This is a genomic window from Nocardioides sp. NPDC058538 (assembly GCF_042719275.1).
Lineage (GTDB): Bacteria > Actinomycetota > Actinomycetes > Propionibacteriales > Nocardioidaceae > Nocardioides.
Window position 1 is genome coordinate 26,179 of the sequence record NZ_JBHXNY010000006.1, and the last position, 22,453, is coordinate 48,631.

26 protein-coding genes are annotated in these 22,453 nt (G+C 70.1%); 15 read left to right on the forward strand and 11 right to left on the reverse strand.

Features of this window, described 5'->3' with window-relative positions; all coding sequences use genetic code 11:
• The first annotated feature begins 36 nt into the window (after positions 1 to 36).
• Positions 37 to 1,854 (forward strand): DNA helicase RecQ, encoded by a 1,818-nt coding sequence (recQ, locus tag ACFWQC_RS07295; RefSeq protein WP_378675161.1) that lies wholly within the window; start codon positions 37 to 39, stop codon positions 1,852 to 1,854.
• A gap of 58 nt (positions 1,855 to 1,912) precedes the next feature.
• A complete protein-coding gene (locus tag ACFWQC_RS07300) occupies positions 1,913 to 2,494 on the forward strand; it encodes a histone deacetylase (RefSeq protein WP_378675164.1) in 582 nt (193 codons plus the stop codon).
• Here the strand turns inward: ACFWQC_RS07300 and ACFWQC_RS07305 are convergent.
• Entirely contained in the window at positions 2,478 to 2,672 is a 195-nt protein-coding gene (locus tag ACFWQC_RS07305; protein ID WP_378675167.1) for a helix-hairpin-helix domain-containing protein, read from the reverse strand. The two genes, ACFWQC_RS07300 and ACFWQC_RS07305, sit on opposite strands and share 17 nt — an antisense overlap.
• A 58-nt stretch (positions 2,673 to 2,730) precedes the next feature.
• Here ACFWQC_RS07305 and ACFWQC_RS07310 point away from each other — a divergent pair, with 58 nt between their 5' ends.
• The gene (locus ACFWQC_RS07310; RefSeq protein WP_378675170.1) at positions 2,731 to 3,201 is read left to right on the forward strand and encodes a DinB family protein; all 471 of its coding nucleotides are present in this window, start codon (positions 2,731 to 2,733) and stop codon (positions 3,199 to 3,201) included.
• Between the two features lie 28 nt (positions 3,202 to 3,229).
• On the opposite strand, the gene ACFWQC_RS07315 is transcribed toward ACFWQC_RS07310, so the two are convergent.
• From ACFWQC_RS07315 to ACFWQC_RS07325, 3 genes are read right to left on the reverse strand one after another with little or no spacing between them, the layout of a single operon-like run.
• A complete protein-coding gene (locus ACFWQC_RS07315; protein WP_378675173.1) occupies positions 3,230 to 4,348 on the reverse strand; it encodes a 2Fe-2S iron-sulfur cluster-binding protein in 1,119 nt (372 codons plus the stop codon).
• Positions 4,341 to 5,633 (reverse strand): aromatic ring-hydroxylating dioxygenase subunit alpha, encoded by a 1,293-nt coding sequence (locus ACFWQC_RS07320; RefSeq protein ID WP_378675176.1) that lies wholly within the window; start codon positions 5,631 to 5,633, stop codon positions 4,341 to 4,343. The genes ACFWQC_RS07315 and ACFWQC_RS07320 overlap by 8 nt, the downstream gene beginning before the upstream one ends.
• 27 nt (positions 5,634 to 5,660) lie before the next feature.
• Positions 5,661 to 7,718, reverse strand: coding sequence for an FAD-dependent oxidoreductase (locus ACFWQC_RS07325; protein WP_378675179.1), 2,058 nt, complete (start codon positions 7,716 to 7,718; stop codon positions 5,661 to 5,663).
• 84 nt (positions 7,719 to 7,802) lie between these two features.
• On the opposite strand from ACFWQC_RS07325, the gene ACFWQC_RS07330 reads away from it, so the two are divergent.
• The 6 genes from ACFWQC_RS07330 to ACFWQC_RS07355 all read left to right on the forward strand — a co-directional run bounded on the left by ACFWQC_RS07330 (position 7,803) and on the right by ACFWQC_RS07355 (position 14,109).
• Positions 7,803 to 8,723, forward strand: coding sequence for a LysR family transcriptional regulator (locus ACFWQC_RS07330; protein WP_378675182.1), 921 nt, complete (start codon positions 7,803 to 7,805; stop codon positions 8,721 to 8,723).
• 99 nt (positions 8,724 to 8,822) lie between these two features.
• Positions 8,823 to 9,470 (forward strand): LysE family translocator, encoded by a 648-nt coding sequence (locus ACFWQC_RS07335; RefSeq protein WP_378675185.1) that lies wholly within the window; start codon positions 8,823 to 8,825, stop codon positions 9,468 to 9,470.
• Positions 9,471 to 9,554: 84 nt separating this feature from the next.
• Complete coding sequence (locus ACFWQC_RS07340; RefSeq protein WP_378675188.1) at positions 9,555 to 10,547, forward strand: DUF5829 family protein; 993 nt, start codon at positions 9,555 to 9,557, stop codon at positions 10,545 to 10,547.
• Positions 10,548 to 10,566: 19 nt separating this feature from the next.
• On the forward strand, positions 10,567 to 11,310 hold the full coding sequence (locus ACFWQC_RS07345; protein WP_378675191.1) for an IclR family transcriptional regulator: 744 nt from the start codon (positions 10,567 to 10,569) through the stop codon (positions 11,308 to 11,310).
• Positions 11,311 to 11,403: 93 nt separating this feature from the next.
• Positions 11,404 to 12,621, forward strand: a complete 1,218-nt coding sequence (locus ACFWQC_RS07350) for an MFS transporter (protein ID WP_378675194.1) — start codon at positions 11,404 to 11,406, stop codon at positions 12,619 to 12,621.
• 24 nt (positions 12,622 to 12,645) lie between these two features.
• Positions 12,646 to 14,109: a benzaldehyde dehydrogenase gene (locus tag ACFWQC_RS07355; protein ID WP_378675197.1), complete on the forward strand. Its 1,464-nt coding sequence runs from the start codon at positions 12,646 to 12,648 to the stop codon at positions 14,107 to 14,109.
• Between the two features lie 249 nt (positions 14,110 to 14,358).
• Here the strand turns inward: ACFWQC_RS07355 and ACFWQC_RS07360 are convergent, their stop codons facing one another.
• Positions 14,359 to 15,213 carry a carbohydrate kinase family protein gene (locus tag ACFWQC_RS07360; protein ID WP_378675200.1) on the reverse strand — a complete coding sequence of 285 codons (855 nt, stop codon included), beginning with the start codon at positions 15,211 to 15,213 and terminating at the stop codon, positions 14,359 to 14,361.
• A 113-nt stretch (positions 15,214 to 15,326) separates the two neighbouring features.
• On the opposite strand from ACFWQC_RS07360, the gene ACFWQC_RS07365 reads away from it, so the two are divergent.
• Together ACFWQC_RS07365 and ACFWQC_RS07370 are read left to right on the forward strand one after the other, a co-directional pair.
• On the forward strand, positions 15,327 to 15,920 hold the full coding sequence (locus ACFWQC_RS07365) for a TetR/AcrR family transcriptional regulator (protein WP_378675203.1): 594 nt from the start codon (positions 15,327 to 15,329) through the stop codon (positions 15,918 to 15,920).
• Positions 15,917 to 16,606 carry a hypothetical protein gene (locus tag ACFWQC_RS07370; protein WP_378675206.1) on the forward strand — a complete coding sequence of 230 codons (690 nt, stop codon included), beginning with the start codon at positions 15,917 to 15,919 and terminating at the stop codon, positions 16,604 to 16,606. The genes ACFWQC_RS07365 and ACFWQC_RS07370 overlap by 4 nt, the downstream gene beginning before the upstream one ends.
• Here the strand turns inward: ACFWQC_RS07370 and ACFWQC_RS07375 are convergent, their stop codons facing one another.
• Both ACFWQC_RS07375 and ACFWQC_RS07380 read right to left on the reverse strand, forming a co-directional pair.
• Positions 16,607 to 17,065: a YkvA family protein gene (locus tag ACFWQC_RS07375; RefSeq protein WP_378675209.1), complete on the reverse strand. Its 459-nt coding sequence runs from the start codon at positions 17,063 to 17,065 to the stop codon at positions 16,607 to 16,609. It lies immediately after the preceding gene.
• Positions 17,066 to 17,145: 80 nt separating this feature from the next.
• Positions 17,146 to 17,808, reverse strand: a complete 663-nt coding sequence (locus ACFWQC_RS07380) for an SDR family NAD(P)-dependent oxidoreductase (protein WP_378675212.1) — start codon at positions 17,806 to 17,808, stop codon at positions 17,146 to 17,148.
• Positions 17,809 to 17,896: 88 nt separating this feature from the next.
• On the opposite strand from ACFWQC_RS07380, the gene ACFWQC_RS07385 reads away from it, so the two are divergent.
• Positions 17,897 to 18,274, forward strand: a complete 378-nt coding sequence (locus tag ACFWQC_RS07385; protein WP_378675215.1) for a TetR family transcriptional regulator C-terminal domain-containing protein — start codon at positions 17,897 to 17,899, stop codon at positions 18,272 to 18,274.
• Between the two features lie 98 nt (positions 18,275 to 18,372).
• A complete protein-coding gene (locus tag ACFWQC_RS07390; protein WP_378675735.1) occupies positions 18,373 to 18,981 on the forward strand; it encodes a dihydrofolate reductase family protein in 609 nt (202 codons plus the stop codon).
• Here ACFWQC_RS07390 and ACFWQC_RS07395 read toward each other — a convergent pair.
• Entirely contained in the window at positions 18,956 to 19,192 is a 237-nt protein-coding gene (locus ACFWQC_RS07395) for a hypothetical protein (protein ID WP_378675218.1), read from the reverse strand. The two genes, ACFWQC_RS07390 and ACFWQC_RS07395, sit on opposite strands and share 26 nt — an antisense overlap.
• A 30-nt stretch (positions 19,193 to 19,222) precedes the next feature.
• On the opposite strand from ACFWQC_RS07395, the gene ACFWQC_RS07400 reads away from it, so the two are divergent.
• Positions 19,223 to 19,366: a hypothetical protein gene (locus ACFWQC_RS07400; protein WP_378675221.1), complete on the forward strand. Its 144-nt coding sequence runs from the start codon at positions 19,223 to 19,225 to the stop codon at positions 19,364 to 19,366.
• On the opposite strand, the gene ACFWQC_RS07405 is transcribed toward ACFWQC_RS07400, so the two are convergent.
• From ACFWQC_RS07405 to ACFWQC_RS07415, 3 genes are read right to left on the reverse strand one after another with little or no spacing between them, the layout of a single operon-like run.
• Positions 19,322 to 19,879 (reverse strand): hypothetical protein, encoded by a 558-nt coding sequence (locus ACFWQC_RS07405; protein WP_378675224.1) that lies wholly within the window; start codon positions 19,877 to 19,879, stop codon positions 19,322 to 19,324. The genes ACFWQC_RS07400 and ACFWQC_RS07405 overlap by 45 nt on opposite strands.
• Positions 19,879 to 20,355, reverse strand: a complete 477-nt coding sequence (locus ACFWQC_RS07410; protein ID WP_378675227.1) for a GNAT family N-acetyltransferase — start codon at positions 20,353 to 20,355, stop codon at positions 19,879 to 19,881. The genes ACFWQC_RS07405 and ACFWQC_RS07410 overlap by 1 nt, the downstream gene beginning before the upstream one ends.
• A 21-nt stretch (positions 20,356 to 20,376) precedes the next feature.
• Entirely contained in the window at positions 20,377 to 21,618 is a 1,242-nt protein-coding gene (locus ACFWQC_RS07415; RefSeq protein WP_378675230.1) for a DUF222 domain-containing protein, read from the reverse strand.
• Positions 21,619 to 22,040: 422 nt separating this feature from the next.
• Between ACFWQC_RS07415 and arr the strand changes: the two genes are divergently transcribed.
• Positions 22,041 to 22,451 carry an NAD(+)--rifampin ADP-ribosyltransferase gene (gene arr, locus ACFWQC_RS07420; RefSeq protein ID WP_378675233.1) on the forward strand — a complete coding sequence of 137 codons (411 nt, stop codon included), beginning with the start codon at positions 22,041 to 22,043 and terminating at the stop codon, positions 22,449 to 22,451.
• Positions 22,452 to 22,453: the final 2 nt, after the last annotated feature.

The window sequence follows — 22,453 nt, forward strand, 5'->3', positions numbered from 1 at the left end:
TCCGGACCGTCGGTGGCGGCCGATAGGGTCACACCTGTGAGTGAGCTGACCCCGGAGCTGGATGTACTGCGCCGCGTCTTCGGCTACGACGAGTTCCGCGGCGAGCAGGCGGAGATCATCGCGCACGTCGCCGGCGGCGGCGATGCGCTGGTCCTGATGCCGACCGGCGGCGGGAAGTCGCTGTGCTACCAGATCCCGTCCATGGTGAGGGCCGGGACCGGGGTGGTCATCTCGCCTCTGATCGCGCTGATGCAGGACCAGGTCGACGCGCTCTCCGCGCTCGGTGTGCGCGCCGGCTTCCTCAACTCCACCCAGATGCCCCACGAGCGGCAGCAGGTGGAGAAGGCGCTGCTCGCCGGCGAGCTCGACATGCTCTATCTGGCCCCCGAGCGGCTGCGGGTGCCCGAGACCGGCCGGCTGCTCGACCAGGCCAAGATCTCGCTGTTCGCGATCGACGAGGCCCACTGTGTCTCCCAGTGGGGTCACGACTTCCGCCCCGACTACCTCCAGCTCTCCCACCTGCACGAGCGCTGGCCGGAGGTGCCGCGGATCGCGCTGACCGCGACCGCCACCGCCGAGACCCGGCGCGAGATCGCCTCCCGGCTCGACCTCGAGGACGCCCTTCACTTCGTGGCCTCCTTCGACCGGCCCAACATCCAGTACCGGATCGCCCCGAAGGACAAGCCGGCCAAGCAGCTCCTCGACCTGATCAGCACCGAGCATCCTGGTGAGGCCGGCATCGTCTACTGCCTCTCGCGCAACTCCGTCGAGCGCACCGCCGCGACCCTGGTCGGCGCCGGGATCCCCGCGCTCCCCTACCACGCGGGACTCGACGCCAGGACCCGCGCGCAGAACCAGTCCCGCTTCCTGCGCGAGGACGGCATCGTCATGGTCGCCACGATCGCCTTCGGGATGGGGATCGACAAGCCGGACGTACGCTTCGTGGCCCACCTCGACCTGCCCAAGTCGGTCGAGGGCTACTACCAGGAGACCGGCCGGGCCGGGCGTGACGGTCAGCCGTCGACCGCATGGCTGGCCTACGGGCTGGCCGATGTCGTCCAGCAGCGGCAGATGATCGAGACCTCCGAGGGCGACCGGGCCCACAAGCACCGGCTCGGCCAGCACCTCAACGCGATGCTGGCACTGTGCGAGACCGTCGACTGCCGGCGGGTGCAGCTGCTGCGCTACTTCGGCCAGACCGCCGAGCCGTGCGGCAACTGCGACACCTGCCTGGCCACGCCGGAGTCCTGGGACGGCACCGTCCCCGCCCAGAAGGTGCTCTCCACCGTCATCCGGCTCGACCGCGAGCGCAACGGTCAGCGCTTCGGGGCAGGCCAGATCGTCGACATCCTGCGCGGCAAGGAGACCGAGAAGGTCCGCCAGTTCCGCCACGACGAGCTCTCGGTATTCGGGATCGGCACCGACGTCGCCGAGAGCGACTGGCACTCCGTCATCCGGCAGCTGCTGGCCCGGGAGATGCTCGCCGTCGACACTCGCTACGGAGTCTTCTCGGTGGCCGAGGCGGCTGGCCCCGTGCTGCGCGGCGAGCAGCAGCTGATGCTCCGCAAGGAGCCGCCGCGGCAGGCCCGTCGCAGCGGCTCCGGGGAGCGGAAGCCGAAGGTGGCCGCCGCCGACCTCTCCCCCGAGGCCGCCGAGGTCTTCGAGCGGCTGCGGGCATGGCGCGGCGAGGTCGCCAAGGACCAGGGTGTGCCTGCCTACGTCGTCTTCCACGACGCCACGCTCCGCGAGATCGCCACCCGGCTGCCGGCCAGCCGCGACGAGCTCGGCACGATCAGCGGGATCGGCGAGGCGAAGCTGGAGAAGTACGCCGACGGCGTGCTCGCTGCCCTCTAAAGGTCACAGCCTAGGTCGCGAGCTTCTCAGTGACGCACCCTCGGTAGGCTGCGCCGCGATGAGTTCTGAGGTCTGGTACGTCGCCTATGGATCCAACATGTGCCGAGAACGCCTCGGCGCCTATCTCCTCGGTGGCCAACCGGAGGGTGCGCGGAGGTCCTACGTCGGCGCCCGTACGCCGGCCATGCCCGTCGACGACGTCGCCATCGACCTCCCCGGACGGCTCTACTTCGCGGGTGAGTCGAGGACGTGGACCGGTGGGGTGGCGTTCTACGACCACGACGCGGCCGGGTCGTGGACCGCTGCCCGGGCCTTCCGGATGACCGCCGAGCAGTTCGCCGACATCGCCGCCCAGGAGATGGACCGGCTGCCCGCCCCCGGCGACCCGATCGAGAAGGTCGTCATCGACGGGCTCGAGACGGGCCGCCACGAGGCGGGGCCGGGGCACTACGAGACCCTGATCGAGGTCGGTCGCCGCGACGGCCTCCCGATGCTCACCTTCACCGCGCCGCACGGCTTCGACGCCGTCCCGCACACCCAGCCGTCGGCTGCGTACGTCTCGATGCTGGTCCGCGGGCTCGAGGAGTCACTCGGCTGGGATCGCCGGCAGGCCGAGGCGTACGTCAGGGAGCGCTGCTGAGCGCCTCGCGCAGCAGGCGCACGGCCTTGGGCCCGACGCCGTGGAGCGTCAGCAGAGCGTCCAGGTCGTCCGGCAGGTCTGACCGCGTCAGGTAGCCCGCAGCGAGCAGCGCGCCTGCCGCGGGCCGCCCGATCCTCACGCCGTCGAAGACCGGCCCCGCGTCGTTCGTCGTCGACATGGCGGACAGGATACGGCCCAGGGGCCATGCAGCGGCGGGCGCCGGCTAGCCTGCCCGCATGAAGATCGGACAGGCCGACGAGCGCGCGCTTCTCGAAGGAATGGTCAACATCCAGCGGGACGAGATCAATGCCATCCTCGAGGACCTCGACGACGAGGAGGCGCGAAGGAAGCTGGTCCCGTCGCTGACCACGCCGTTGGCGCTGGTCAAGCATGCGACCTTCGTGGAGAAGGTGTGGTTCCACGCCAGGGTCGCGGGCGTGCCGCGCAAGGAGATCGGGCTGCCCGACACCGTCGACGAGAGCTTCATGCTGGACCCCGAGGACACGGTCGAATCCGTCCGGGCGGCCCACCGCGCGGCCTGCGAGCGCTCGCGCGAGGTCGCCGCCGGACACGAGCTGGACGATGAGTTCGACTGGCACGGAAACGCGGTGTCACTTCGGTTCATCTACGCGCACATGATCCAGGAGCTCGCCCGTCACGGCGGGCACGGCGACATCCTCGTCGAGCAGATCCGGGCAGGGCGCTGACCCGAGAACCGCCCGCACCGGCGTCTCCTCAGATGTCGATGACGAGGTCTCCGAGCGGTTTCGAACAGCAGGGCAGGAACATCCCGGAAGCCACCTCGCGCGGCCGGATCCCACCCGCATGGTTCATGTCCACCTCGCCGGAGACGAGGGTCGACTTGCACGTGCCACACATGCCCTGCACACACGATGACGGCACGCGTACGCCGGCGGCCTTCACGGCGTCCAGGACAGTCGCGTCCGGGGCACACTCGAGGTCGCGGCCGCTGCGCTGCAGCCGGATCCGGTACGCATCCCCGGCCGCAGCGGCCGGCGCCTCGACCTCCGGAGCGTCCTTGAGGACGAAGCTCTCCTCGTGCCACCGCTCGGAGCCTCCACCCAGCGCCTCGAAGGCCGTCCGTGCCGCACCCATGTAGCCGGACGGACCGCAGCAGAAGACCTCGCGTCCGCCCAGGTCAGGGACCAGTTCGGCGAGCTGTTCGGCGCTCATCAGCCCGGACGGCCCGGACCAGGAGTCGTCGGGCTGGTCGACGACCCACACGACGCGTACGCCGTCTTGGGCGGCCGCCAGGGCCTCGAGCTCGGGCCGCTCGATCAGGTCGGCCGGCGTACGCGCGTGATGGACGACGACCACGTCGGTGGTCTCGGCGAGGTCGGCGAGCGTGCGCAGCGTCGAGAGGGTCGGGGTCATCCCGCTGCCGCCGGAGAGGAGCAGGTAGGACGAGGAGGGGTGCTCCCGAACCGAGAACCCGCCCATCGGCCCGCTCGCCCACAGCCGGTCGCCGACGGCCAGCCGATCGTGGAGCCAGCCCGACATCGGCCCGTCGGGCACCCGCTTGACTGTGATGGTGAGCAGGTGCGGGCGGGTCGGCGGCGAGGAGATCGTGTAGCACCGCTCGACGGGCTCGCCGTCGATCGACGCCCGAAGGGTCAGGTACTGCCCGGGTGCGAAGGCGAAGCTCTCGCCACCGGTCGGCTCGAGGGTCACCTCGACCACGTCGTGGGTCACCCGGCGCACCCGCCGGCACCGCAGCTCTCCCTCGAACGGCTTCTCCTCGGGCAGGATCCCGGCTCCCAGCGGCGACGGGACCACGTAGAGCTGCGCCGGCGCCGGCAGCGGCGCCACCTCGACGGGCCATGGCTCAGTCATCGGCTCCACCTCTCTGCGCTTCCGATCGGATCTGGGCGTCGTACCAGCGCACGAAGTCGTCGACCTGCCGCTCCGCCTCGTTGTAGGGACCGGGGAGGTAGGCCGGGTCGGCGACCCCGAGCTGGGTGTTGCGTACGAGCTCGGCGTCCTGCTCGTTGGTGGCCCGCCACACCGCGGTCAGGGCCTCGACGTCGTAGTCGACCCCCTCCACCGCGTCCTCGTGGACGAGCCAGGTGGAGCGGACCAGCGTGCGGTCGGGCGAGAGCGGCGTGACCGAGAAGGTCACCACGTGGTCGGCGAGCAGGTGGATCCAGGCGTTGGGCTGGGTGTGGAGGGTGCAGCGGCCGAGCTGCGGGTCGTCGAGGTCGCCCAGCAGCCGGCCCACCAGCCGGGACCCGTCGATGCTGAAGGACTCCCCCGCCCCGTCGAGCGGCTCGCGCTGGATCCGGAAGCCGAACGGGCGGTCGGCGAGCTCCTCGATCAGCGCGTACGGCATCCCGAGCGCGTCGCAGCGTCGCGCCAGATCGGCCTCGGCGAACAGATAGCGGTCATGTTCCGCCCGGAGCCGGTCCGGGATCTGGTCCTCGCGCAGCCCCCAGGTCGGGAAGAAGGTGCAGATCAGCTCGGGGTGGCCACCCTCGCAGTGGTAGCACTCCCGGTTGTTCTCCATGACCAGCTTCCAGTTGCCCTCCTCGACCAGGTCGACCTGGGCGGCGACCTTGGCCCGGTCGAGCCGGTGCGGAGTGATGTAGTCGTGGACCTGCTCGGCGACCACGTCCAGGTCGCCGTCGGGCTCGGCGGCGAGCGAGCAGTAGAGCAACCCGCCGACCTCGCGCAGCGCGACCGGGCGCAGGCCGAGGCAGGCGGTGTCGATGGCCGGCGAGAGCTGGGGCGCGTAGCGGAGCGAGCCGTCGGTGGCGTACGTCCAGCTGTGGTACCCGCACACCAGGTTGCCGACGCTGCCGTGGCCCGGCGCGACCAGCCGGGAGCCGCGGTGGCGGCAGACGTTGTGGAAGGCGCGTACCTGCTCCTCGTCGTCGCGGATCACCAGGACCGAGGAGCCGGCGACATCGAAGGAGAAGTAGTCACCGGGCTCGGGCACCTCGGCGACGGTGCCGACGAAGAGCCAGCGGCGTCGCCAGAGCAGGTCGACCTCGCTCGCGAAGACGTCGGCGTCGGTGTAGAGAGCAGCCGGCAGCGAGTGGCCGGGGGTCCTGCGGTCGAGATGGTCGAGGATTCTGGTACGTCGGCCGGCGAACGGTTCGCCGACGAGTTGGTCTGTCATCCATCGCTCCCAGGCAGATTCAGGGGGTCAGATCGTCAGGCACAGCCGCAGCGCGTCGTAGACCGCGGCATGGACGTTCCGGCTGGCGACCGCGTCGCCGATCCGGAACAGCTGGTAGCTGCCCGCCGCATTGCGGGACACCGTCTGCGGCGCGCCGGTCAGCAGCGCCGCCTGGTCGACCTCACCGAGGTTGATCGAGCTGGGGACGAGGTCGTGGTAGAGCTCGTCGTTAGGGGTGGTCCCGTGCTCGACCACGACATGGTCGACGTGTCTCTCGACCTCGGCACCTGCTGCGTATTCGCTGGTCAGAGTGGCAATGAGCCGGTGTTCCGAACCCGCCGGGGCCCGACGCACCGCGACCAGCCTCCGGGCCACGGTCAGGGTCACGTCATGCGCGGCGAAGACCCCCAGATAGGCCGGGCTGTTCATCGAGCCGACCGAGATCCCGACCGTACGCTCCGGGGTGACCAGCTCGACCTGAGCGCCCAGCGTCGCCAGGTGCTCGCCGGCGTCGAGCGCGGGCTCGGCGCCGTTGTCGTCGTAGACGAGGACGGTGCCGTTGCCGGGCGTCAGGGTCCCGTCGAGCACGTCCCAGGTGTCGTTGACCAGCTCGGCGCCCACCGGGACGCAGGAGCGGTCGGGCACCCCGCCGGTGGCGACGACCACGACATCCGGGTCGAGGCTCCGGACGATGTCGGCGTCGGCGTAGGTGCCGAGCCGGAAGTCGACGCCGCTGTGCTTCGCCTCGGCGACGCGCCAGTCGACGATGCCGATCAGGTCGCGGCGGTGGCTGGTCGAGGAGGCCAGCAGGAGCTGACCACCGGGCCGGTCGGCGGCCTCCAGGACGGTCACGGCGTGACCGCGCTCGCCCAGGACGCGAGCTGCCTCGAGACCGGCGGGCCCGGCGCCGACGACCACGGCCCGGCGGGTTCGAGGCGCCGGCGGCGTGAGGTGGGGCAGCGACTGCTCACGCCCGGTCGCCGGGTTGTGGATGCACTTGGCATCCCCGGACTCGTAGATCGCGTCCAGGCAGTAGCTCGCGCCCACGCACGGCCGGATCCGGTCCTCCTCGCCGCGCGCGACCTTGGCGACCAGGTGCGGGTCGGCGAGCTGGGGACGGGTCATCCCGACGAGGTCGAGCAGCCCTTCGCGGAGCGCGTAGCGCGCGGTCGCGACGTCGCTGATCCGAGCAGCGTGCATGACTGGGACATCCACCCGGCGGCGTACCTCACCGACGAAGTCGAGGAACGGGGCCGAAGGCGTGCCCATCGACGGGATCACCGCGGCGAGGCGGGCGTCGGTGTCGAGACCTCCCTTGATGACGGAGAGGAAGTCGATGCCGGCGCCGACGTAGCGACGCATCACCTGCTCGGTGTCGTCCAGGCCCAGGCCGGTAGGCAGATCCTCGTCCATCGCCATCCTGACCCCGACGATGAAGTCGGGCCCGACGGCGGCCCGGATCGCGTCGATCATCCGCAGAGGAAAGGCGAGCCGGGCCTCCGGGTCGCCCCCGAACTCGTCGTCGCGGAGGTTGGTGGCGGGCGAGACCCAGGCGTCGAAGAGATGGCCGTAGGACTCGATCTCGATGCCGTCCAGGCCCGCCGCCTGGCAGCGCGAAGCCGCCTCGGCGTAGTGCCGCACGATCCGGTCGACGTCCCAGGCCTCGGCGACCTTCGGGAACGACCGGTGCTGCGGCTCGCGCAGCCGGGAGGGGTAGACGAGCGGCAGCCAGTCGCCGGTGAAGTTGCTGGTGCGGCGGCCGAGGTGGGTGATCTGGCACATCACCGCGGCGCCTTCTTCGTGGACGTCGTCGGCGAGCCGGCGCAGCCAGGGCACGACCTCGTCGCGGTAGAGCAATATGTTGCCGAAGGCCGGTGGGCTGTCGGGCGAGACCACCGCTGACCCGCCGATCATGGTGAGCCCGACCCCGCCGCGCGCCTTCTCCAGGTGGTAGAGGCGGTAGCGGTCCTTCGGCATCCCGTCCTCGGTGTAGGCGGGCTCGTGGGAGGTGCTCACCACGCGGTTGCGCAGGGTGAGGCTCCGGAGCCGGAAGCTCGCCAGAAGTGGATCGGCGCTGGGGGACACAGGACCAGCGTGGCGCCTCGGCACTGTTCAAGAAAAGCACACGTTTCCGCTATTTACCGTGCGATTCCATTGCACAATCGAAGCATGATCGACCAGCGGCTCCACGTGCTGCGGGTGCTCGCCGAGCGCGGCACCGTCTCGGCCGCCGCAGCAGACCTCGGCTATACCCCCTCGGGCATCTCCCATCAGCTGCGCACACTGGCCCGCGACGTGGGTGCGGAGCTGCTGGTACCGGAGGGCCGCGGCGTACGCCTCACCGGGGCCGCCCTCACCCTGCTCGACCGCAGCCACGACCTGTTCACGCAGTGGGAGGAGATCCGCGCCGATGTACAGCAGGCCTCGGGCACCTCCCGTGGCTACCTGCGGATGGCCGGCTTCTCCACCGCCGCCTCGGCGCTCCTGCCGCCGGCCGCGGTGGCGGTCGCGCGGGAGTTCCCGCAGTCGACGATCAAGATCATCGAGGCCGATCCCGAGGTCTGCTTCGACATGCTGCTGGCCGATCAGGTCGACGTCGCCGTGGTGGTCAACATGTCGGAGCTGCCGCCGACCACCGACCCGCGGTTCGAGCAGGAGCGACTGATGGAGGACACGCTCGACCTGCTGGTCAATGCCGACAGCCCGCTCGCCTCCCGGTCCCGGGTCCGGCTCACCGATGCCGCCGAGGAGCACTGGATCATGGAGCATCCCGGCCGTCCCTACCACCAGCTGGTGACCTCCGCCTGCGCCGCGGCCGGCTTCACTCCGGAGCACGCCCACGAGGTCGTCGAGTGGGACACCGGCGCCGCCCTGGTCAGCGCCGGCTTCGGTGTCGCCCTGGTCCCTCGCCTCGCCCGGATCCCGAACGCCGCCGGCCTGGTCCGGATCCCGCTGCGCGGCGAGGCGAGCCCGGTGCGGCACGTCCGGACCAGCGTACGCAGCGGCACCTCGCGCCAGCCGGAGATCGCCTGTGCCCTCGCCGAGCTCAGAAGGGTCGCCACCTCCCTGGCCGAGATCGACGCCGGCTAGGGCCGACCCGTCGCGAAAGCCCGTCAGGTTGAGCCGAGCCGGCGTAGCGCGTCTCGCCCACCAGAAATCATTCGTACGCCACCACGACCCTGCCGCAGAATGAACGACGTGCCCACCCTGAGCCAGTTCGCCGCCTTCGCGCTCGCGTCCGTCATCTTCATCCTGATCCCTGGCCCGAGCGTGCTCTTCGCCCTCGGCCGGGCTCTGACCGCGGGCCGCCGCGAGGCGGTGCTCGCCGTCGGCGGCAACGCGCTGGGTCAGTTCGGTCAGGTCCTGGCGGTCGCCGTCGGGCTCGGCGCGCTGGTGGCTGCCTCCGCGACGGCGTTCACCGTCGTGAAGCTGGTCGGTGCTGCGTACGTCGTCTATCTCGGCATCCAGGCGATCCGCCACCGCGCCGACGCCCGGGCCGCCCTCCACGGCGAGGACGTGGTGCGGACGACCGCGTGGGGCGCGATCCGCACCGGGATGATCGTCGGGGCGACCAACCCGAAGACGATCGTCTTCCACCTGGCCTTCCTGCCCCAGTTCATCAACACCTCCGCCCCGGCGGTGCCCCAGATCCTCCTGCTCGGTGCGATCTTCTCGGCGATGGCGTTCACCTGCGACTCCGGATGGGTCCTCGCGGCCAGCCGGGCCAAGGCCTGGTTCGCCCGTAAGCCCAAGCGTCTCGACAGTCTCGGCGCCGGTGGCGGCGTCGTCATGATCGGCCTCGGCGCCACCATGGCGACCGCGTCCCACGGCGCCTGACCGGCGCGACGCGAACGCCGGCAACCAGCCGTCAGCCGCCGAATTCCGAAGACAGGAGCGCCCTGGTCACCGAGACTGGGACGCATGCGGACTCCACTCTCGGGCCTCATCGCGGCCGCGCTCGCCTCACTCGCCATCACGTCGGGGGCCCTCGCGACTCCCGCCCACGCCACGGAGGCTGCCCACGCCGAGGAGGGGCGTACCGACCCGCTCCTTGCCTTCAACCACGCCTGGGCGATGGTCGACCGGGAGACGGCCGACGCGATCGAGCACTCCGACTACCTGGGCGAGTTCGCCGACCGCCGGATCAACACCGGCAATGACGGGACCTCGACCTGGACGGGTCGCTACCTGCTCGGCAAGGAGACCTACCTGGAGTTCTTCGGTCCGGGCGACGCTCCCGACGCGGTCGCCGGTGACACCGGGCTCGCCGTCTCGGCGGACAACGACGGCGACCTGGCCATCGCGGCCGCCAACCTGCGCGACCTCGGCGCCGACCCGGTCGAGTTCACCCAGGTGACCGACCTCGGCGACGGCAACCCGATCCCGTGGTTCGACGCCGCCTACACGACCTCGACCTACGACACCTTCTTCTCCTGGGCGATGGAGTATCGCGACGAGTTCCTCGACGACCCGCGGCTCTCCTTCCCGCCCGCCGCCTACGAGGGCGACGTCAGCCGCGACCGCTACAACCGGGATCGCTATCTCGACCACCAGATGCGCGACGTCATCGGCGTCCAGATCGCCACCACCGCCGCCGACATCGAGAAGATGGTGCCGCTGTGGCGCGCTGCCGGGATCACCATCCGGGTCCTCAAGGACGGCGGCGTCCTCGCCTTCGACGGCATGACCACGATCCGCCTGCTCCCGGTGCCGGCCGAGGAGGCAGGCGTACGCCACATCATCCTCGCCCTCAACGAGGCGGCCGAGGAGCCGCACACCGAGACGATCGGCAACTCGACGCTGCACGTCGGCCCGGGGGCGTACGCGCTGTGGACCTTCGACCCGATCGAGGCCTCCGCGTCCACCCGTTCCAAGGGGTCCGGCAAGCCGCTCCACCCCGCGTTCGGCGGCTGAGGTAGTAATCTCCGCAGCAATGGCAGGGAACACCCGAGAGTCTGGCACGAGCGTGACCAGCCGGGCACTTGCGATCCTGAGCGCTTTCGACGAGCAGCACCGGTCGATGTCTCTCAGCGACATCGCTGCCCGCGCGGACCTTCCGCTCGCCACGACCCATCGGCTCCTGGGCGAGCTCTTCCGGTGGGGTGCCCTGGAGCGTCTTCCTTCCGGCGACTACGTCATCGGCCGGAAGATCTGGGACATCGGCCACCTGGCACCTGCCGAGACCGGGTTGCGCCAGGTCGCCGAACCCTTCCTCCACGACCTCTACGGAGCGACCCTCGCAACCGTCCATCTCGCCGTCCGTGAGGAGCTCGAGGTGGTCTACCTCGACCGGCTGCGCGGCAATCAGTCCGTCCCGGTCGTGAGCAAGGTCGGCGGACGGCTGCCTCTGCACACCACCGGGGTCGGCAAGGTCCTCCTCGCTCACGCTCCGGCCGAGGTCCAGGACACGGTGCTGGGCGCACTCACCCGGATCACCCCCTACACGATCACCCAACCGGGTGTCCTCCGCAGACAGCTGCGGCAGGTGCTCGACAAGGGCTACGCCACCACCCGCGAGGAGATGAGCCTCGGCGCCTGCTCGATCGCCGTCCCGATCCACCGCCACGACGAGGTGATCGCCTCCCTGGGCCTGGTCGTGCCCACGCTCAAGGGCAGCGAACAGAGGTTGTACGGCGCACTCCGCGTCGCCGCTCAGTCCATCGGACGACGGCTCTGAAGAGCTTCGGTCTCTGAAAAACTTTGGCAGGGTTTCCACTGAACGGAAGCTGTGTCGATGTTCACAGGGGTGACCGCTCTTAGGTTCGTACCCATGAATGTGTCCGCAACCACATCGCCCACGGTCGGTGGCGATACCCGGAGCCTTTGGCCGGTCGTCCTCTGCTGGCTCGCTGTCGCCCTCGACGGCTATGACCTCGTCGTCCTGGGAGCGGTCATCCCCACCTTGGCCGGGACCGGCGCGCTCGGGTTCACCGAGGCGTCGCTGACCACGGCCGCCACCGTCGGCCTGATCGGGGTCGGCATCGGTGCCGTCGCCATCGGCCCGCTCGCCGACCGGTTCGGCCGTCGCCGGACGCTGATCAGCAGCATCGCGCTGTTCTCGCTGCTCACCCTGGCCGTCGCCTTCGCTCCGAACGCCACGGTGTTCATCGTGCTGCGCTTCCTGGCAGGTCTGGGCCTGGGCGCCTGCCTGCCGACGGCCCTGGCTTTCATGAGCGAGCACGCCCGCCAGGGACGTTCGGGCACGGCTATGACGCGGATGATGACCGGCTACCACGTGGGAGCCGTACTCACCGCTCTGCTGGCTCTGTGGGTGATCCCGAACCTGGGCTGGGAGGCGATGTTCGTGATCGGCGGCGTCGCGGGCCTGCTGACGGTCCCGGTGATGTGGGCGAAGCTCCCCGAGTCGCAGGCTTACCTGGAGACCGTCGAGGCCGAGAAGGTACGTCCCTCCGAGGTCGTTCGCGGTCGCCTGCTGTGGGTCAGCCTGGGCCTGTGGGCGGCGTCGTTCTGTGGACTCCTACTGGTCTACGGCCTCAACACCTGGCTGCCGACGATCATGGGCGAGGCGGGCTACTCCCTCGACGCCGGGCTCGGCCTGCTCCTCACCCTGAACGTGGGCGCAGTGATCGGACTCGTCCTGGCCGGCCTGATCTCTGACGCCAAGGGCAACAAGCCGACGGTGGTGACCTGGTTCGGCGTTGCCGCGCTGATGCTGGCCCTGCTCTCGATCAAGATGGAGAGCAGCTTCTTGGTGTACGCGGCGGTGCTGGCCGCCGGCATCTTCGTCTTCAGTGCGCAGGTGCTGGTCTACGCGTTCGTCAGCCACCTCTACCCTGCCCGGATCCGCGGCACGGCGCTCGGCATGTCCGCCGGCATCGGCCGGGTCGGCGCCATCGTCGGACCGTTCCTCGGCGGCGCACTCCTCACCGCCGGCATCGCCTATCCATGGGGCTTCTACGCCTTCGCCGGCGCAGCCGTGATCGCCATGCTGGCTCTACTGACCGTGCCGGCGCATCCCAACAACTAGCCACCCGACATCCAGGAGCACACCATGTCCGTTCTCGACTCCGTCGACTGGTCCGGAAACATCCTCAAGGCCGGCGCCTGGCAACCCGGGCGAGGAGGCGACTACGCCGTCGTCGAACCGGCCACCGGCGCCGAACTCGGCAGGATGGGTCTGGCCACCGCGGCCGACGTGGCGGATGCCGCCGCAGCGGCCGCCACGGCCCAGCTCGAGTGGGCCGCACTTCCGCACCCGGAACGCGCCGCCGTCCTGCGTCGCGCCGGCGACCTGTGGCAGCGGCATGCCGAGGAGATCACCGGGTGGAACGTCCGTGAGGTCGGCGCCGTGCCCGGTATGGCCGGGTTCGCACTCCACGTCGCGGCCGAGGAGTGCTACGAGGCCGCCAGCCTCCCGAGCCGCCCGATCGGCGAAGTCATCCCGTCCGAGCAGCCGCGTCTGTCGATGGCACGCCGCATGCCCGCCGGGGTGGTCACCGTCATCGCCCCCTTCAATGTGCCGATCATCCTCGGCATCCGCTCGGTCGCCCCTGCCCTCGCCCTCGGCAACGCCGTCATCCTCAAGCCGGACCCGCGCACCGCCGTGACCGGTGGCACGCTGATGGCCCGCATCTTCGAGGAGGCGGGCCTGCCCCCGGGAGTGCTCCAGATGCTGCCGGGCGGCGCTGACGTCGGCGAAGCGCTGGTAACCGATCCCCGCGTCCGGGTCATCTCGTTCACCGGCTCCACGGCGGTCGGCCGCCGCATCGGCGAGCTGGCCGGCAGGCACCTCAAGCGTGCCCACCTCGAGCTCGGCGGTAACTCTGCACTGCTGGTCCTCGATGACGCTGACGTCGAGGCCGCCGTCAACTTGGCCGCATGGGGCTCGTTCTTCCACCAAGGCCAGATCTGCATGTCGACCGGCCGACACCTGGTCGCCGCCAGCATCTACGACGACTTCGTCGAGGCCCTCGCCGAGAAGGCCGGCCACCTATCGGTCGGCAATCCCGCCACCGACCAGGTCGCCCTCGGCCCCGTCATCGACGCCGGCCAGCGCGACAAGATCCACGGCCTGGTCACTGCCTCGGCGGATGCCGGCGCCATCATCGCGGCCGGTGGCACGTACGAGGATCTCTTCTACCGGCCCACCGTCCTGGCGAACGTCCCGCTCACCGCGCCGGCGTACGCGGAAGAGGTCTTCGGCCCTGTCGCACCGGTGACCAAGGTCGAGTCCGTCGAGGACGCGATCGCGCTCGCCGGGGCCAGCGAGTACGGCCTGTCCCTGGGCATCGTCACCAAGGACGTCATGCGTGGCCTCGCGGTCGCGGAGCAGATCCCGACCGGCATCGTCCACATCAACGACCAGACCGTCAACGACGAGGCCAACGCGCCGTTCGGTGGCGTCCGCGCGTCCGGCACCGGATCCCGGTTCGGCGGCGCCGAGGCGAACATCGAGGCGTTCACCGAGACCCGGTGGATCACCATGCGGGGAGAGCCGGCGCGCTACCCGTTCTGAGCCGGCGACTCTGACGGGCTTGCAGGTGAGGCTGCTCGAGCGCCTCCCAGACGCGCGTGACGACCTGCTCGCCCGGGTCGATCGTGTGCGGCGAGCTCATAGCCGAAGATCTCGGTGAGCGTCTTGGCCCTGACGTACGCGGGCGATGCCGGTGCGCGGCGTCGCCCGCGGGTCGGAACCGACCGCGACCTGCTCCTCGACGTGATGCTGTCCGGGCTCTCCCCCACCGCCTGGCCCCTGCTCGACGACCTACCTGTCGAGCGCCGGGTGGAGGTGTTCGGTCTCGATCGCGACCCGGGCCTGCTCGGCGGCGGCATGGAGCGCGACCTCGACCGGTTCCGTACGCAGCCGCGCAGCCAGGAAGCCGGCCATGAACGCGTCGCCGGCGCCGTTCGTGTCGACGACAGTGGCCGGCACCGCGCTGACCTCATGTCGAGCACCGCCGGCCTCGAGCGCGATGGCTCCCTTCGCGCCAAGGGTGCACACGGCAAGACGGGGACCACGCTCGAGGCAGGAGCTCATCAGCTCCCAAGGGTCCTCGGTGGCGTCGTCGTTCATGAACACACCCTCGGCTGCCCGCAGGAAGGGCTCATGGAACGCCGACGATCCGTCGTAGTCGTGCAGGTCCATCCACAGCGGCGTTCCTCGCCCCGGCAGGGCCTCGAGCACCAGCCGGCCGAGCTCGCTCAGGTCGATCACCGCGAGGTCCGCGCCGGCCACCGCCCTCACCGTCGCCTCGACCGCGTCGGCGGGCGGGATCGAGGGGGTCGAGACGTACAACGAGACCCGGCCGCCACCCTCGGCCATCAGATTGACGTGCCGTTCGGTCTGCTCGCTCGCGATCGCCTCCACGACGACCCCTGCCTTCTCGAGCCGCTTCCGCAGCCGCGCACCGTCCGCGTCGTCGCCGACAGCCGCCCACAGACGTACGTCGATGCCGAGCCCGGCCAGATGCAGCGCCTTGCCCGCCGAGGTGCCGCCGACCGTGTGCCACGCCCGCCGCGCGAACTGCATGTGCGGCACCGGCTCGGGCAACCGGTCGAGCTCGATCAGGTGGTTCCAGGACGCGGGGCCGCACACCACGATCCGGGGGGAGGAAGGCATGCGCCTATTCAGCACCATCGGTGGGTGTCGCGCACACCGATAACGCGAGTTGGCCAGCATCTTGTTACCAATGGTAACGTTACTAGTAGTAACTTGGCAGGAGAGGACACCCGATGGATCGCGCGACGCGCGTGCCCGCGACTCAGCGGCGGGAGATGCTGGTCGCAGCGGGCGTGGAGATCGCCCGCGCCGAGGGCGGCCGAGCCGTCACGCTCGCCCGGGTCGCCGAGGCGTGCGGGGTCTCCAAACCGATCGCCTACCGGCTCTTCGACTCCCTCGCCGACCTGCTGACCCAGATGGAACGGCAGGTCGTGGCCGGCTACGAGACGGTCGTGGCCGACGCGCTCGACGAGGCTCACCGGTCAGGGGCATCCCCTGCGGAGCTCCTGGACGTCCTGGCCCGGGCCTACGTCGGCCACAGTCTCGGCGAGGGCGCGGTCTACGACACGGTCTCCGCCGCACGCGCGGCGACGGAGGAGGTCGAGGAGCACTTCTTCGAGGTGCCCGAGTCGTTCACCCGGCTCTGCCGAGAGATGTTCGCCGTACCCGCCGGGGACGAGACGGCGCTGCTGGCGATGTTCCAGGGCGCGGCCGACAACCTCGTCACGGCCATCCAGGCGGGCGCCATCGAGCAGACCGCCGCAGTCGCCCACCTGGTGGCGCTCTTCGCCCCGCTCGTGCCGGCCGATTCCGGGAGACGCCCGTGAACCCGCTGGCCGCCATCGGCGGCATCGTCGGGTTCGGAGTGGCCGGCCTGGACCCGTTCGGCGCACTCGTCGTCGTACCCGCCCTGGCCACCGGCGCCCGGCGACGCGTCGTCCTGCTGTTCTTCGGGACGGCCTGGCTCACCACCGTGCTGACCGGGATCGCGCTCGGCGAGTCCGTCCAGCACGTCGTCGCCTGGCTGCGCAACCTGCTCAGCGTCCCCGACCCGGTGCGCCTGACGGTGCAGCTGGTCACCGCCATCGGCCTCGGCCTCTGGGCCGCCCACCGCTGGGCGCACCGCAACGACGCGAGGCCGGAGAAGACGAAGAAGTCGATGCTGGCCGGCCCGACGGGGATGAGCCTGATGGGAGTCTTCTGGGGTGTGAGTGCCCTGACCGACCCCAGCTTCTACGGGGTCGCGACCATCGGCGCGAGCATGCCGAGCCTGTTGGCCGGCGCCGCAGTCTTCAGCGGATGGTTCCTGATCAGCCAGGCTCCCCTGTGCCTGGTCGTGCTCACCCTCGCCGCCGGCAAGGACTCCCGCCCTGTCCAGCGCGCCGTCGCACTCGCCCGCAGGACCGCCCGCCCCGCCTCGTACGTCATGACCGCTCTTCTCGCCACCGCCTCGCTCTTCCTGGTCGCCAGCGCGGCCGCGTACCTCGCCACGGGGACCTACTGGCCGGCTTGATCACCGCCGACGCCCTTCGCCGCGATGGCCATCCGGCGACGGCCGCCGGGGTTCGAGCCCGGCGATCAGCACGAGAGCGGCGAAGCCATCGTCGCTGCCCGGCCACTGGGCTCGGACCGCATCGATCCCGGCGCGGCGTACGACACCACGCAGGACGGCGGCGACGATGATCGCGTCATCCGCGTAGCCCAGCACCGGGATGAAGTCGGGCACCAGATCGATCGGCAGGGCGAGATAGACCATCAGCAGCCCGAGCCTGACCCGTACGCCGCGCGGCATCGACCTGTCAGCCGCGAGCCGACGCAGCAGCCGCACCACATCGGGCAGGATCCGCAGCGCTTCGCGGAGCAGGTCGCCGCGCGGTCGGACGACGAGCAGCGCGACGATGAGGCAGAGCCAGGTGAGCAACAGGGCCGCGACGATGCCGATCGCCAGGTCCCACCAGAACGAACCGGTCATCCTCACCCTCCGAGCCACGCCGCGCTCCGTGGTGGCGCCGCATCCCTGAATTGGATCACGGCGCCGCCCCGGGCCTGGTGTCAGGCCGCGACGACCGCCACGCCCGTACGTCCGCCGTCGACGTCCAGCACTGCGCCGTGGACGAACTCGGCCTCATCGGAGGCAAGGTACGCAACGGCCGCGGCGATCGCGTCCGGACCGCCCGAGCCACCCGCCGGAGTGCCGGCCATGAGTCCTTCGGCGGCCCAAGGGCCGTCCAGAGCGGGATCGCGGATGACACCGGGCGAGACCGCGTTGACCCTGATCCCGCTGTCGGCGAACTCCGCGGACCAGGCGCGTGTGAGGGTCTCCATGGCTGCCTTCGTCGAGGCGTACAGGGCTCCCAGGGGGAGGCTCAGCCGCGCCACCCAGCTGCCGAGGTTGACGATGACGCCTCCACCAGCCGCCTGCATCTGCGGCGCGAGCGCCTGGGTCAGGAAGAACGGCGCCTTCACGTTGACGCCGTACACCTGGTCGAACATCGTGGCGTCGGCCGTGAGGGTGGTGGCCGCCGGGAAGATCCCGGCGTTGTTGACGAGGATGTCGAGCCGTCCACCGAGCGCGGCGAGGGCCCGCTCGGCGAGGGCCAGGCTCGCTTCGGGGCTGCCGTCGAGGTCCGCGGCGACGAAGTCGGCGCGGCCGGCCGCCCACCTGCGCACCCAGGATCCCGGCGGGATCACGCTCGAGGACATCAGAGCCGTCACCCGAACGAGCAACAGCCAGATCTTCCACTACTTCCCCGGCGGGAAGGAGGAGCTGTTCCTCGAGGTCGCCCGCCATGAGGCCGACCAGGTGATCGAGGACCAGCAGCCCTACCTCTCGGCTCTCGACACCTGGGCGGACTGGGAGCGATGGCGCGAGACCGTCCTCGCCCGCTACCGGGCCCAGGGACAGCAGTGTCCCCTGGGATCGCTGATGAGCCAGCTCGCGGAGACGCCCGGCGCACCCGAGGTCATCTCGGCCCTCATCGAGCGGTGGCGGGCCGAGATCGAGCGCGGGATCCGCAGCATGCAGGCCTCCGGCCTGATCCGTGCCGGTCTCGACCCGGCGCGCTGCGCGGCCGCGATGATCGCCGGGATCCAGGGCGGCGTGCTGGTGCTGCGCTCGACGGGCGACCTCGGGCACCTCGAGGCGTCCATGGAGATCCTGTTCGATCACCTCCGCGGCTGATCCTCGAGCAGTACTCTCGACCAGACGGCGAGCGGACCTCGACGTCGTCGTGGTTCACGGAGGAACCCATTCCACTCACCAGAGTCCACAATCTTTCGATCTCGCTCGACGGCTTCGCGACCGGGGAGCCGCAATCGGCCGAGGCGCCGTTCGGCCATGCCGGCGAGCGCCTTCACGAATGGATGTTCGCCACCCGCTACTGGGACTCGTCCGGCGGCGCGGGCGCGGACGACGCCTTCGCGCAGCGACACAGCCAGGGCATCGGCGCCGAGATCATGGGCGCGAACAAGTTCGGACCGCCGCGATGGCAGGACGACCCCGACTGGAAGGGCTGGTGGGGCCCCAACCCGCCGTTCCACTCGCCGACCTTCGTCCTCACCCACCGCCCGCGTCCGCCCGTGGAGATGGAGGGCGGCACCACCTTCTACTTCCTGGATGCGTCCCCGGCCGAGGCGCTGGAGGCCGCGCTCGAGGCGGCCGATGGTCAAGACGTACGCCTGGGCGGCGGGGCGACGGTGGTGCGCGACTTCGTCGCCGCCGGGCTCGTCGATCTGATGCACCTGGTCCAGGTCCCGATCGTCCTCGGTCGTGGCGTACGCGTCTGGGACGGACTGGAGGGCATCGAGAACGACTACGACATCGAGGCCGTCTCGACGCCCAGCGGCGTCACCCACCTGACCTTCACCCGCAAGCCTGCTGACTCCTGAGGCGGGCGGACGGTCCGTCGAGAGCGGCCCACTGCAGGAGCATGACGGTCTTGCCGTCCATGATCCGGCCGTCCCGGATCATCGCGAGCGCCTCGGCGAAGTCGAGCTCGAGCACCTCGATGTCCTCGCCCTCCTCGGCGCCCCCTCCCCCGTCTCCGGTACGGCTCGCCGGCGAGTAGGCCGCCGCGAAGAAGTGGAGCCGTTCGGTCACCGACCCGGGGCTCATGTAGGCGTCGAGGACGTGATCGACGCCGGAGGCACCACCGCCCTCGCCGTCGCGGAGGCACTTCCCCGGGACATCACCGACGCCGCCCCGGCCGATGACGTGATCAAGCAGCTGTCAGCACTCGACGTCGAGATCCTGCACGCCGGCGGCGCGTTCTAGGAACCGTTCGACATCCCGCCTCGAGCGAAGCCGGAGGAACCGCAGGTGGGAGTGACGTGGATCGGCCATCGCGGCTTCGTACCGCTTCACCTGCGGACCATACGAATCCCATGCCCAGCGGATTACCGAGTCACTCGGATCCCAGAGACGAAGACCGCCCCAACCCTCGCGGTTGCCGTTCCAGAGCTCCTCGCGTCTCGCCGCTCTCCGCAACGTACGCAGGGTGACCTGCACCATCACCCGCCACCGCGGCGGGTTCACCCACACGACGAGCTCCGCCGGCCCCCACACCAGGGTGCCGACCTTGCTCTGGTAGTTCCCGTCGATGACCCATGCATCGCCGCAGGTCGCCTCCCGGACCCTACCCACGAACACGTCCGGCTCTTCCTCGATCCACCCCGACCGCCAATGAAGCGCGTCGAGCTCGACGTACGGCACGTCGAGGACGTCCGCCAGTCTCCTGGCGACCGTCGACTTGCCCGACCCCGAGGATCCGACCACCGATACCCGCATCAGAGTGTCTTCTTCATGAGCACACGACGGTATCCGCTGTCGACCAAGTAGCCGGTCTCCTCATACCCCAGGCGCGCGTAGAGTCGCCGGTTCTCGGTCATCGCCTCATGCGTGAAGAGCTCGACGTACGCCGCGCCGCTGGCTGTCGCGCGAGCCTCGACATGGGCGATCAGGGCGCGTCCGATCCCCCGGCCTTGATGACCCGGGTCCACCGCGAGGTTCTCCAACAGCACGCCGTCGTCCCCCGGATGCCTCATGACCGCGTATCCGGCGACCTCGCCATCAGCCATCGCCACCCAGACCTCCGCGGACTCGATGGCGTCCTCGTAGTCCGCCCCCATCGGCGCCGGCTCGAGCCCGATCCGCTCCACGTACCTCGCGTACGCCGCTTGCGCGATCTCCTTCAGCCGGAGGGCATCCGCCGGCTCCGCTGGCCTGATGCCCTCCGGTGTCGGCCCGGTCGGGATAGCACTCATGGTGGCAACCGTACGGCGGGTCTATGTGCGTCGAATGAAGCGGATGTCGCCGTCGGGAAGGCGTTCGTGGAGGTACGCGGCGTCGTGGGCGCGGTGGTGGTGATGACTGCAGAGCAGGGCGGCGTTGTCGAGGTCGGTTGGGCCGCCTTGGGCCCAGGCGACCCAGTGGTGGGCCTCGGCCCACGTGCCCGGTATGTCACAGCCCTCGGCCTCACACGTCGCCGACCTGAGCAGGAGCGCACGGCGTTGGGCCGCGGTGAAGAAACGTTCCTTGCGCCCGAGATCCAGCAGCTCCGAGGCACCCCCAAGTACGGCGGGGATGATGTTGGCGGTGCAGGCCAGCCGCCGGGCCTCGGCTGCGGTGATCGGGCTGCCGCCGACGATCTGAGCGATGCCGGCCTCTCGGCGGAGCTGGTCGAGGTCGATGGTCACGATCACCGTGGTGGCATCCCCACCGTGGATCGGGAGCCGGGTCGGGTCGAGGGTCTCGAGCATCTGGCACAACGCCCGGCCCAGGCGCCGCTCGTAGGGCAGGTAGTCGCCGGTCTCGGTGCGGGTGCCGTCATCGCGGCGCGGTGAGGCGAACGCTTCCAGGTTGGTAGCCAGCCGGTCCGCGGCCGCGTCCGGGATGACCGCGGTGACACGTGTGGTGCCATCCCCGAGCCGCCGCATGGACAGGCGGGTCTTCTTCTGCGCGTGGGCCTCCTCGGCGGCGAGGCGTTTGGCTTCTTCGGCTTCGGCGATCTCGGGGGCGATGACGTCGAGGATCCGGCGCCCCAGGCGGCGCAGCTGGGTGGGGTCGAACCGGGTCGCGTAGCCGACCAGGGTCTCTTCGGCCTTGGTCTTGATCTCGGTGTCGAGATCGGCGGGGAGCTCGTCGAGCGCGTTCACGATCACCTGTGCCTGGGCGGAGTTGCAGTCGCCGGCGCGCATCGCGGCAGCGACCCGGTGATAGGAACGGTCGAGCGCCTGGGCCAACCGGAGGTCGGCGCGCAGGGTCTCGGGGCGCTGGTGGGTGTGGTGATGCAGCCACGCCGCCACATCCCGCGCGGCACTCTCCGCCGCAACGTCATCGGCAGCAGCCAGCACCCGCAGCTCGAGCTCAGCCAGCTGGGCCTTAGCCCGGGCGATCTCGAGCAGGGTGGCGACCTTCTGGTCGGTGGCCATGAAAGAAGGGTTCGCCGCCGTAACCCCATCAAGCGCGGCAGTGACCGCGACCACGGCCCCGAGCACAGGATGTTGGGGCTGTTGCAGCGTGGTCATCACGGTCACCTCCCGACGTACGAACTCAAGGGTTTCTGCCTGTGCAGAATCCCGGTTGGTTCGCTGGTCTCGGAGGCCCGGCAGTACGGGCTATTACTTACCCTGGCAGCTCGGCGTTCACGCCCCTGGTTCCCCTGGATTACCCGCCATCCGTTGTGTCTCGGATGGATAGGGCACGCCTCTTGAGAGGTGGTCGGCCTTCACGTGTGCGCCTGCGCCGAGCCTACCACACAAAGCAAAACCAATGAACCCATTCAGGGACAGATATCCCAATCCCAAACCCAGACCGCTGCTGGAAGCCCGCAAGACAGCCACATGGCACCCCGCCCAGGCACCCTGCTTCTAAATCTCCCAACCCAGGCACCCGTATTGGCCCCACCCACGCTGGAACCCAAGCACAAATCCCCGAGTAACCTGCACGCATGAGCAAGCCGCTGGACGACGGGCCGTTCTACCACGGCACAAAGGCCGATCTGCGCGAAGGAGATCTGCTCACCGCCGGGTTCCGCTCCAACTACAAGCCCGATGTCGTGATGAACCACATCTACTTCACCGCCCTCCCCGACGGCGCAGGCCTAGCCGCCGAGATCGCCCCCGGCGACGGAGAGCCACGGGTCTACCTCGTCGAGCCGACCGGCGAGTACGAGAACGACCCCAATGTCACGGACAAGAAGTTCCCCGGCAACCCGACCCGCTCCTACCGCAGCCAAGCGCCACTCCGGATCGTCTCCGAGGTCCACGACTGGACCCGACTGACCCCCGAAGCCTTGCAGCTGTGGCGTGACCGCCTCGCTGCCATCCGGACCGACGACCGGGCCGAGATCATCAACTAGCC

What these genes read in the sequence shown, in the direction of transcription:
- ACFWQC_RS07300 (WP_378675164.1), top strand. Translation starts at nt 1,913, where the DNA reads ATGAGTTCTGAGGTCTGGTACGTCGCCTATGGATCCAACATGTGCCGA.
- ACFWQC_RS07305 (WP_378675167.1), bottom strand. Translation starts at nt 2,672, where the DNA reads ATGTCGACGACGAACGACGCGGGGCCGGTCTTCGACGGCGTGAGGATC.
- ACFWQC_RS07310 (WP_378675170.1), top strand. Translation starts at nt 2,731, where the DNA reads ATGAAGATCGGACAGGCCGACGAGCGCGCGCTTCTCGAAGGAATGGTC.
- ACFWQC_RS07315 (WP_378675173.1), bottom strand. Translation starts at nt 4,348, where the DNA reads ATGACTGAGCCATGGCCCGTCGAGGTGGCGCCGCTGCCGGCGCCGGCG.
- ACFWQC_RS07320 (WP_378675176.1), bottom strand. Translation starts at nt 5,633, where the DNA reads ATGACAGACCAACTCGTCGGCGAACCGTTCGCCGGCCGACGTACCAGA.
- ACFWQC_RS07330 (WP_378675182.1), top strand. Translation starts at nt 7,803, where the DNA reads ATGATCGACCAGCGGCTCCACGTGCTGCGGGTGCTCGCCGAGCGCGGC.
- ACFWQC_RS07335 (WP_378675185.1), top strand. Translation starts at nt 8,823, where the DNA reads ATGAACGACGTGCCCACCCTGAGCCAGTTCGCCGCCTTCGCGCTCGCG.
- ACFWQC_RS07340 (WP_378675188.1), top strand. Translation starts at nt 9,555, where the DNA reads ATGCGGACTCCACTCTCGGGCCTCATCGCGGCCGCGCTCGCCTCACTC.
- ACFWQC_RS07345 (WP_378675191.1), top strand. Translation starts at nt 10,567, where the DNA reads ATGGCAGGGAACACCCGAGAGTCTGGCACGAGCGTGACCAGCCGGGCA.
- ACFWQC_RS07350 (WP_378675194.1), top strand. Translation starts at nt 11,404, where the DNA reads ATGAATGTGTCCGCAACCACATCGCCCACGGTCGGTGGCGATACCCGG.
- ACFWQC_RS07355 (WP_378675197.1), top strand. Translation starts at nt 12,646, where the DNA reads ATGTCCGTTCTCGACTCCGTCGACTGGTCCGGAAACATCCTCAAGGCC.
- ACFWQC_RS07360 (WP_378675200.1), bottom strand. Translation starts at nt 15,213, where the DNA reads ATGCCTTCCTCCCCCCGGATCGTGGTGTGCGGCCCCGCGTCCTGGAAC.
- ACFWQC_RS07365 (WP_378675203.1), top strand. Translation starts at nt 15,327, where the DNA reads ATGGATCGCGCGACGCGCGTGCCCGCGACTCAGCGGCGGGAGATGCTG.
- ACFWQC_RS07375 (WP_378675209.1), bottom strand. Translation starts at nt 17,065, where the DNA reads ATGACCGGTTCGTTCTGGTGGGACCTGGCGATCGGCATCGTCGCGGCC.
- ACFWQC_RS07405 (WP_378675224.1), bottom strand. Translation starts at nt 19,879, where the DNA reads ATGCGGGTATCGGTGGTCGGATCCTCGGGGTCGGGCAAGTCGACGGTC.
- ACFWQC_RS07410 (WP_378675227.1), bottom strand. Translation starts at nt 20,355, where the DNA reads ATGAGTGCTATCCCGACCGGGCCGACACCGGAGGGCATCAGGCCAGCG.
- ACFWQC_RS07415 (WP_378675230.1), bottom strand. Translation starts at nt 21,618, where the DNA reads ATGACCACGCTGCAACAGCCCCAACATCCTGTGCTCGGGGCCGTGGTC.
- arr (WP_378675233.1), top strand. Translation starts at nt 22,041, where the DNA reads ATGAGCAAGCCGCTGGACGACGGGCCGTTCTACCACGGCACAAAGGCC.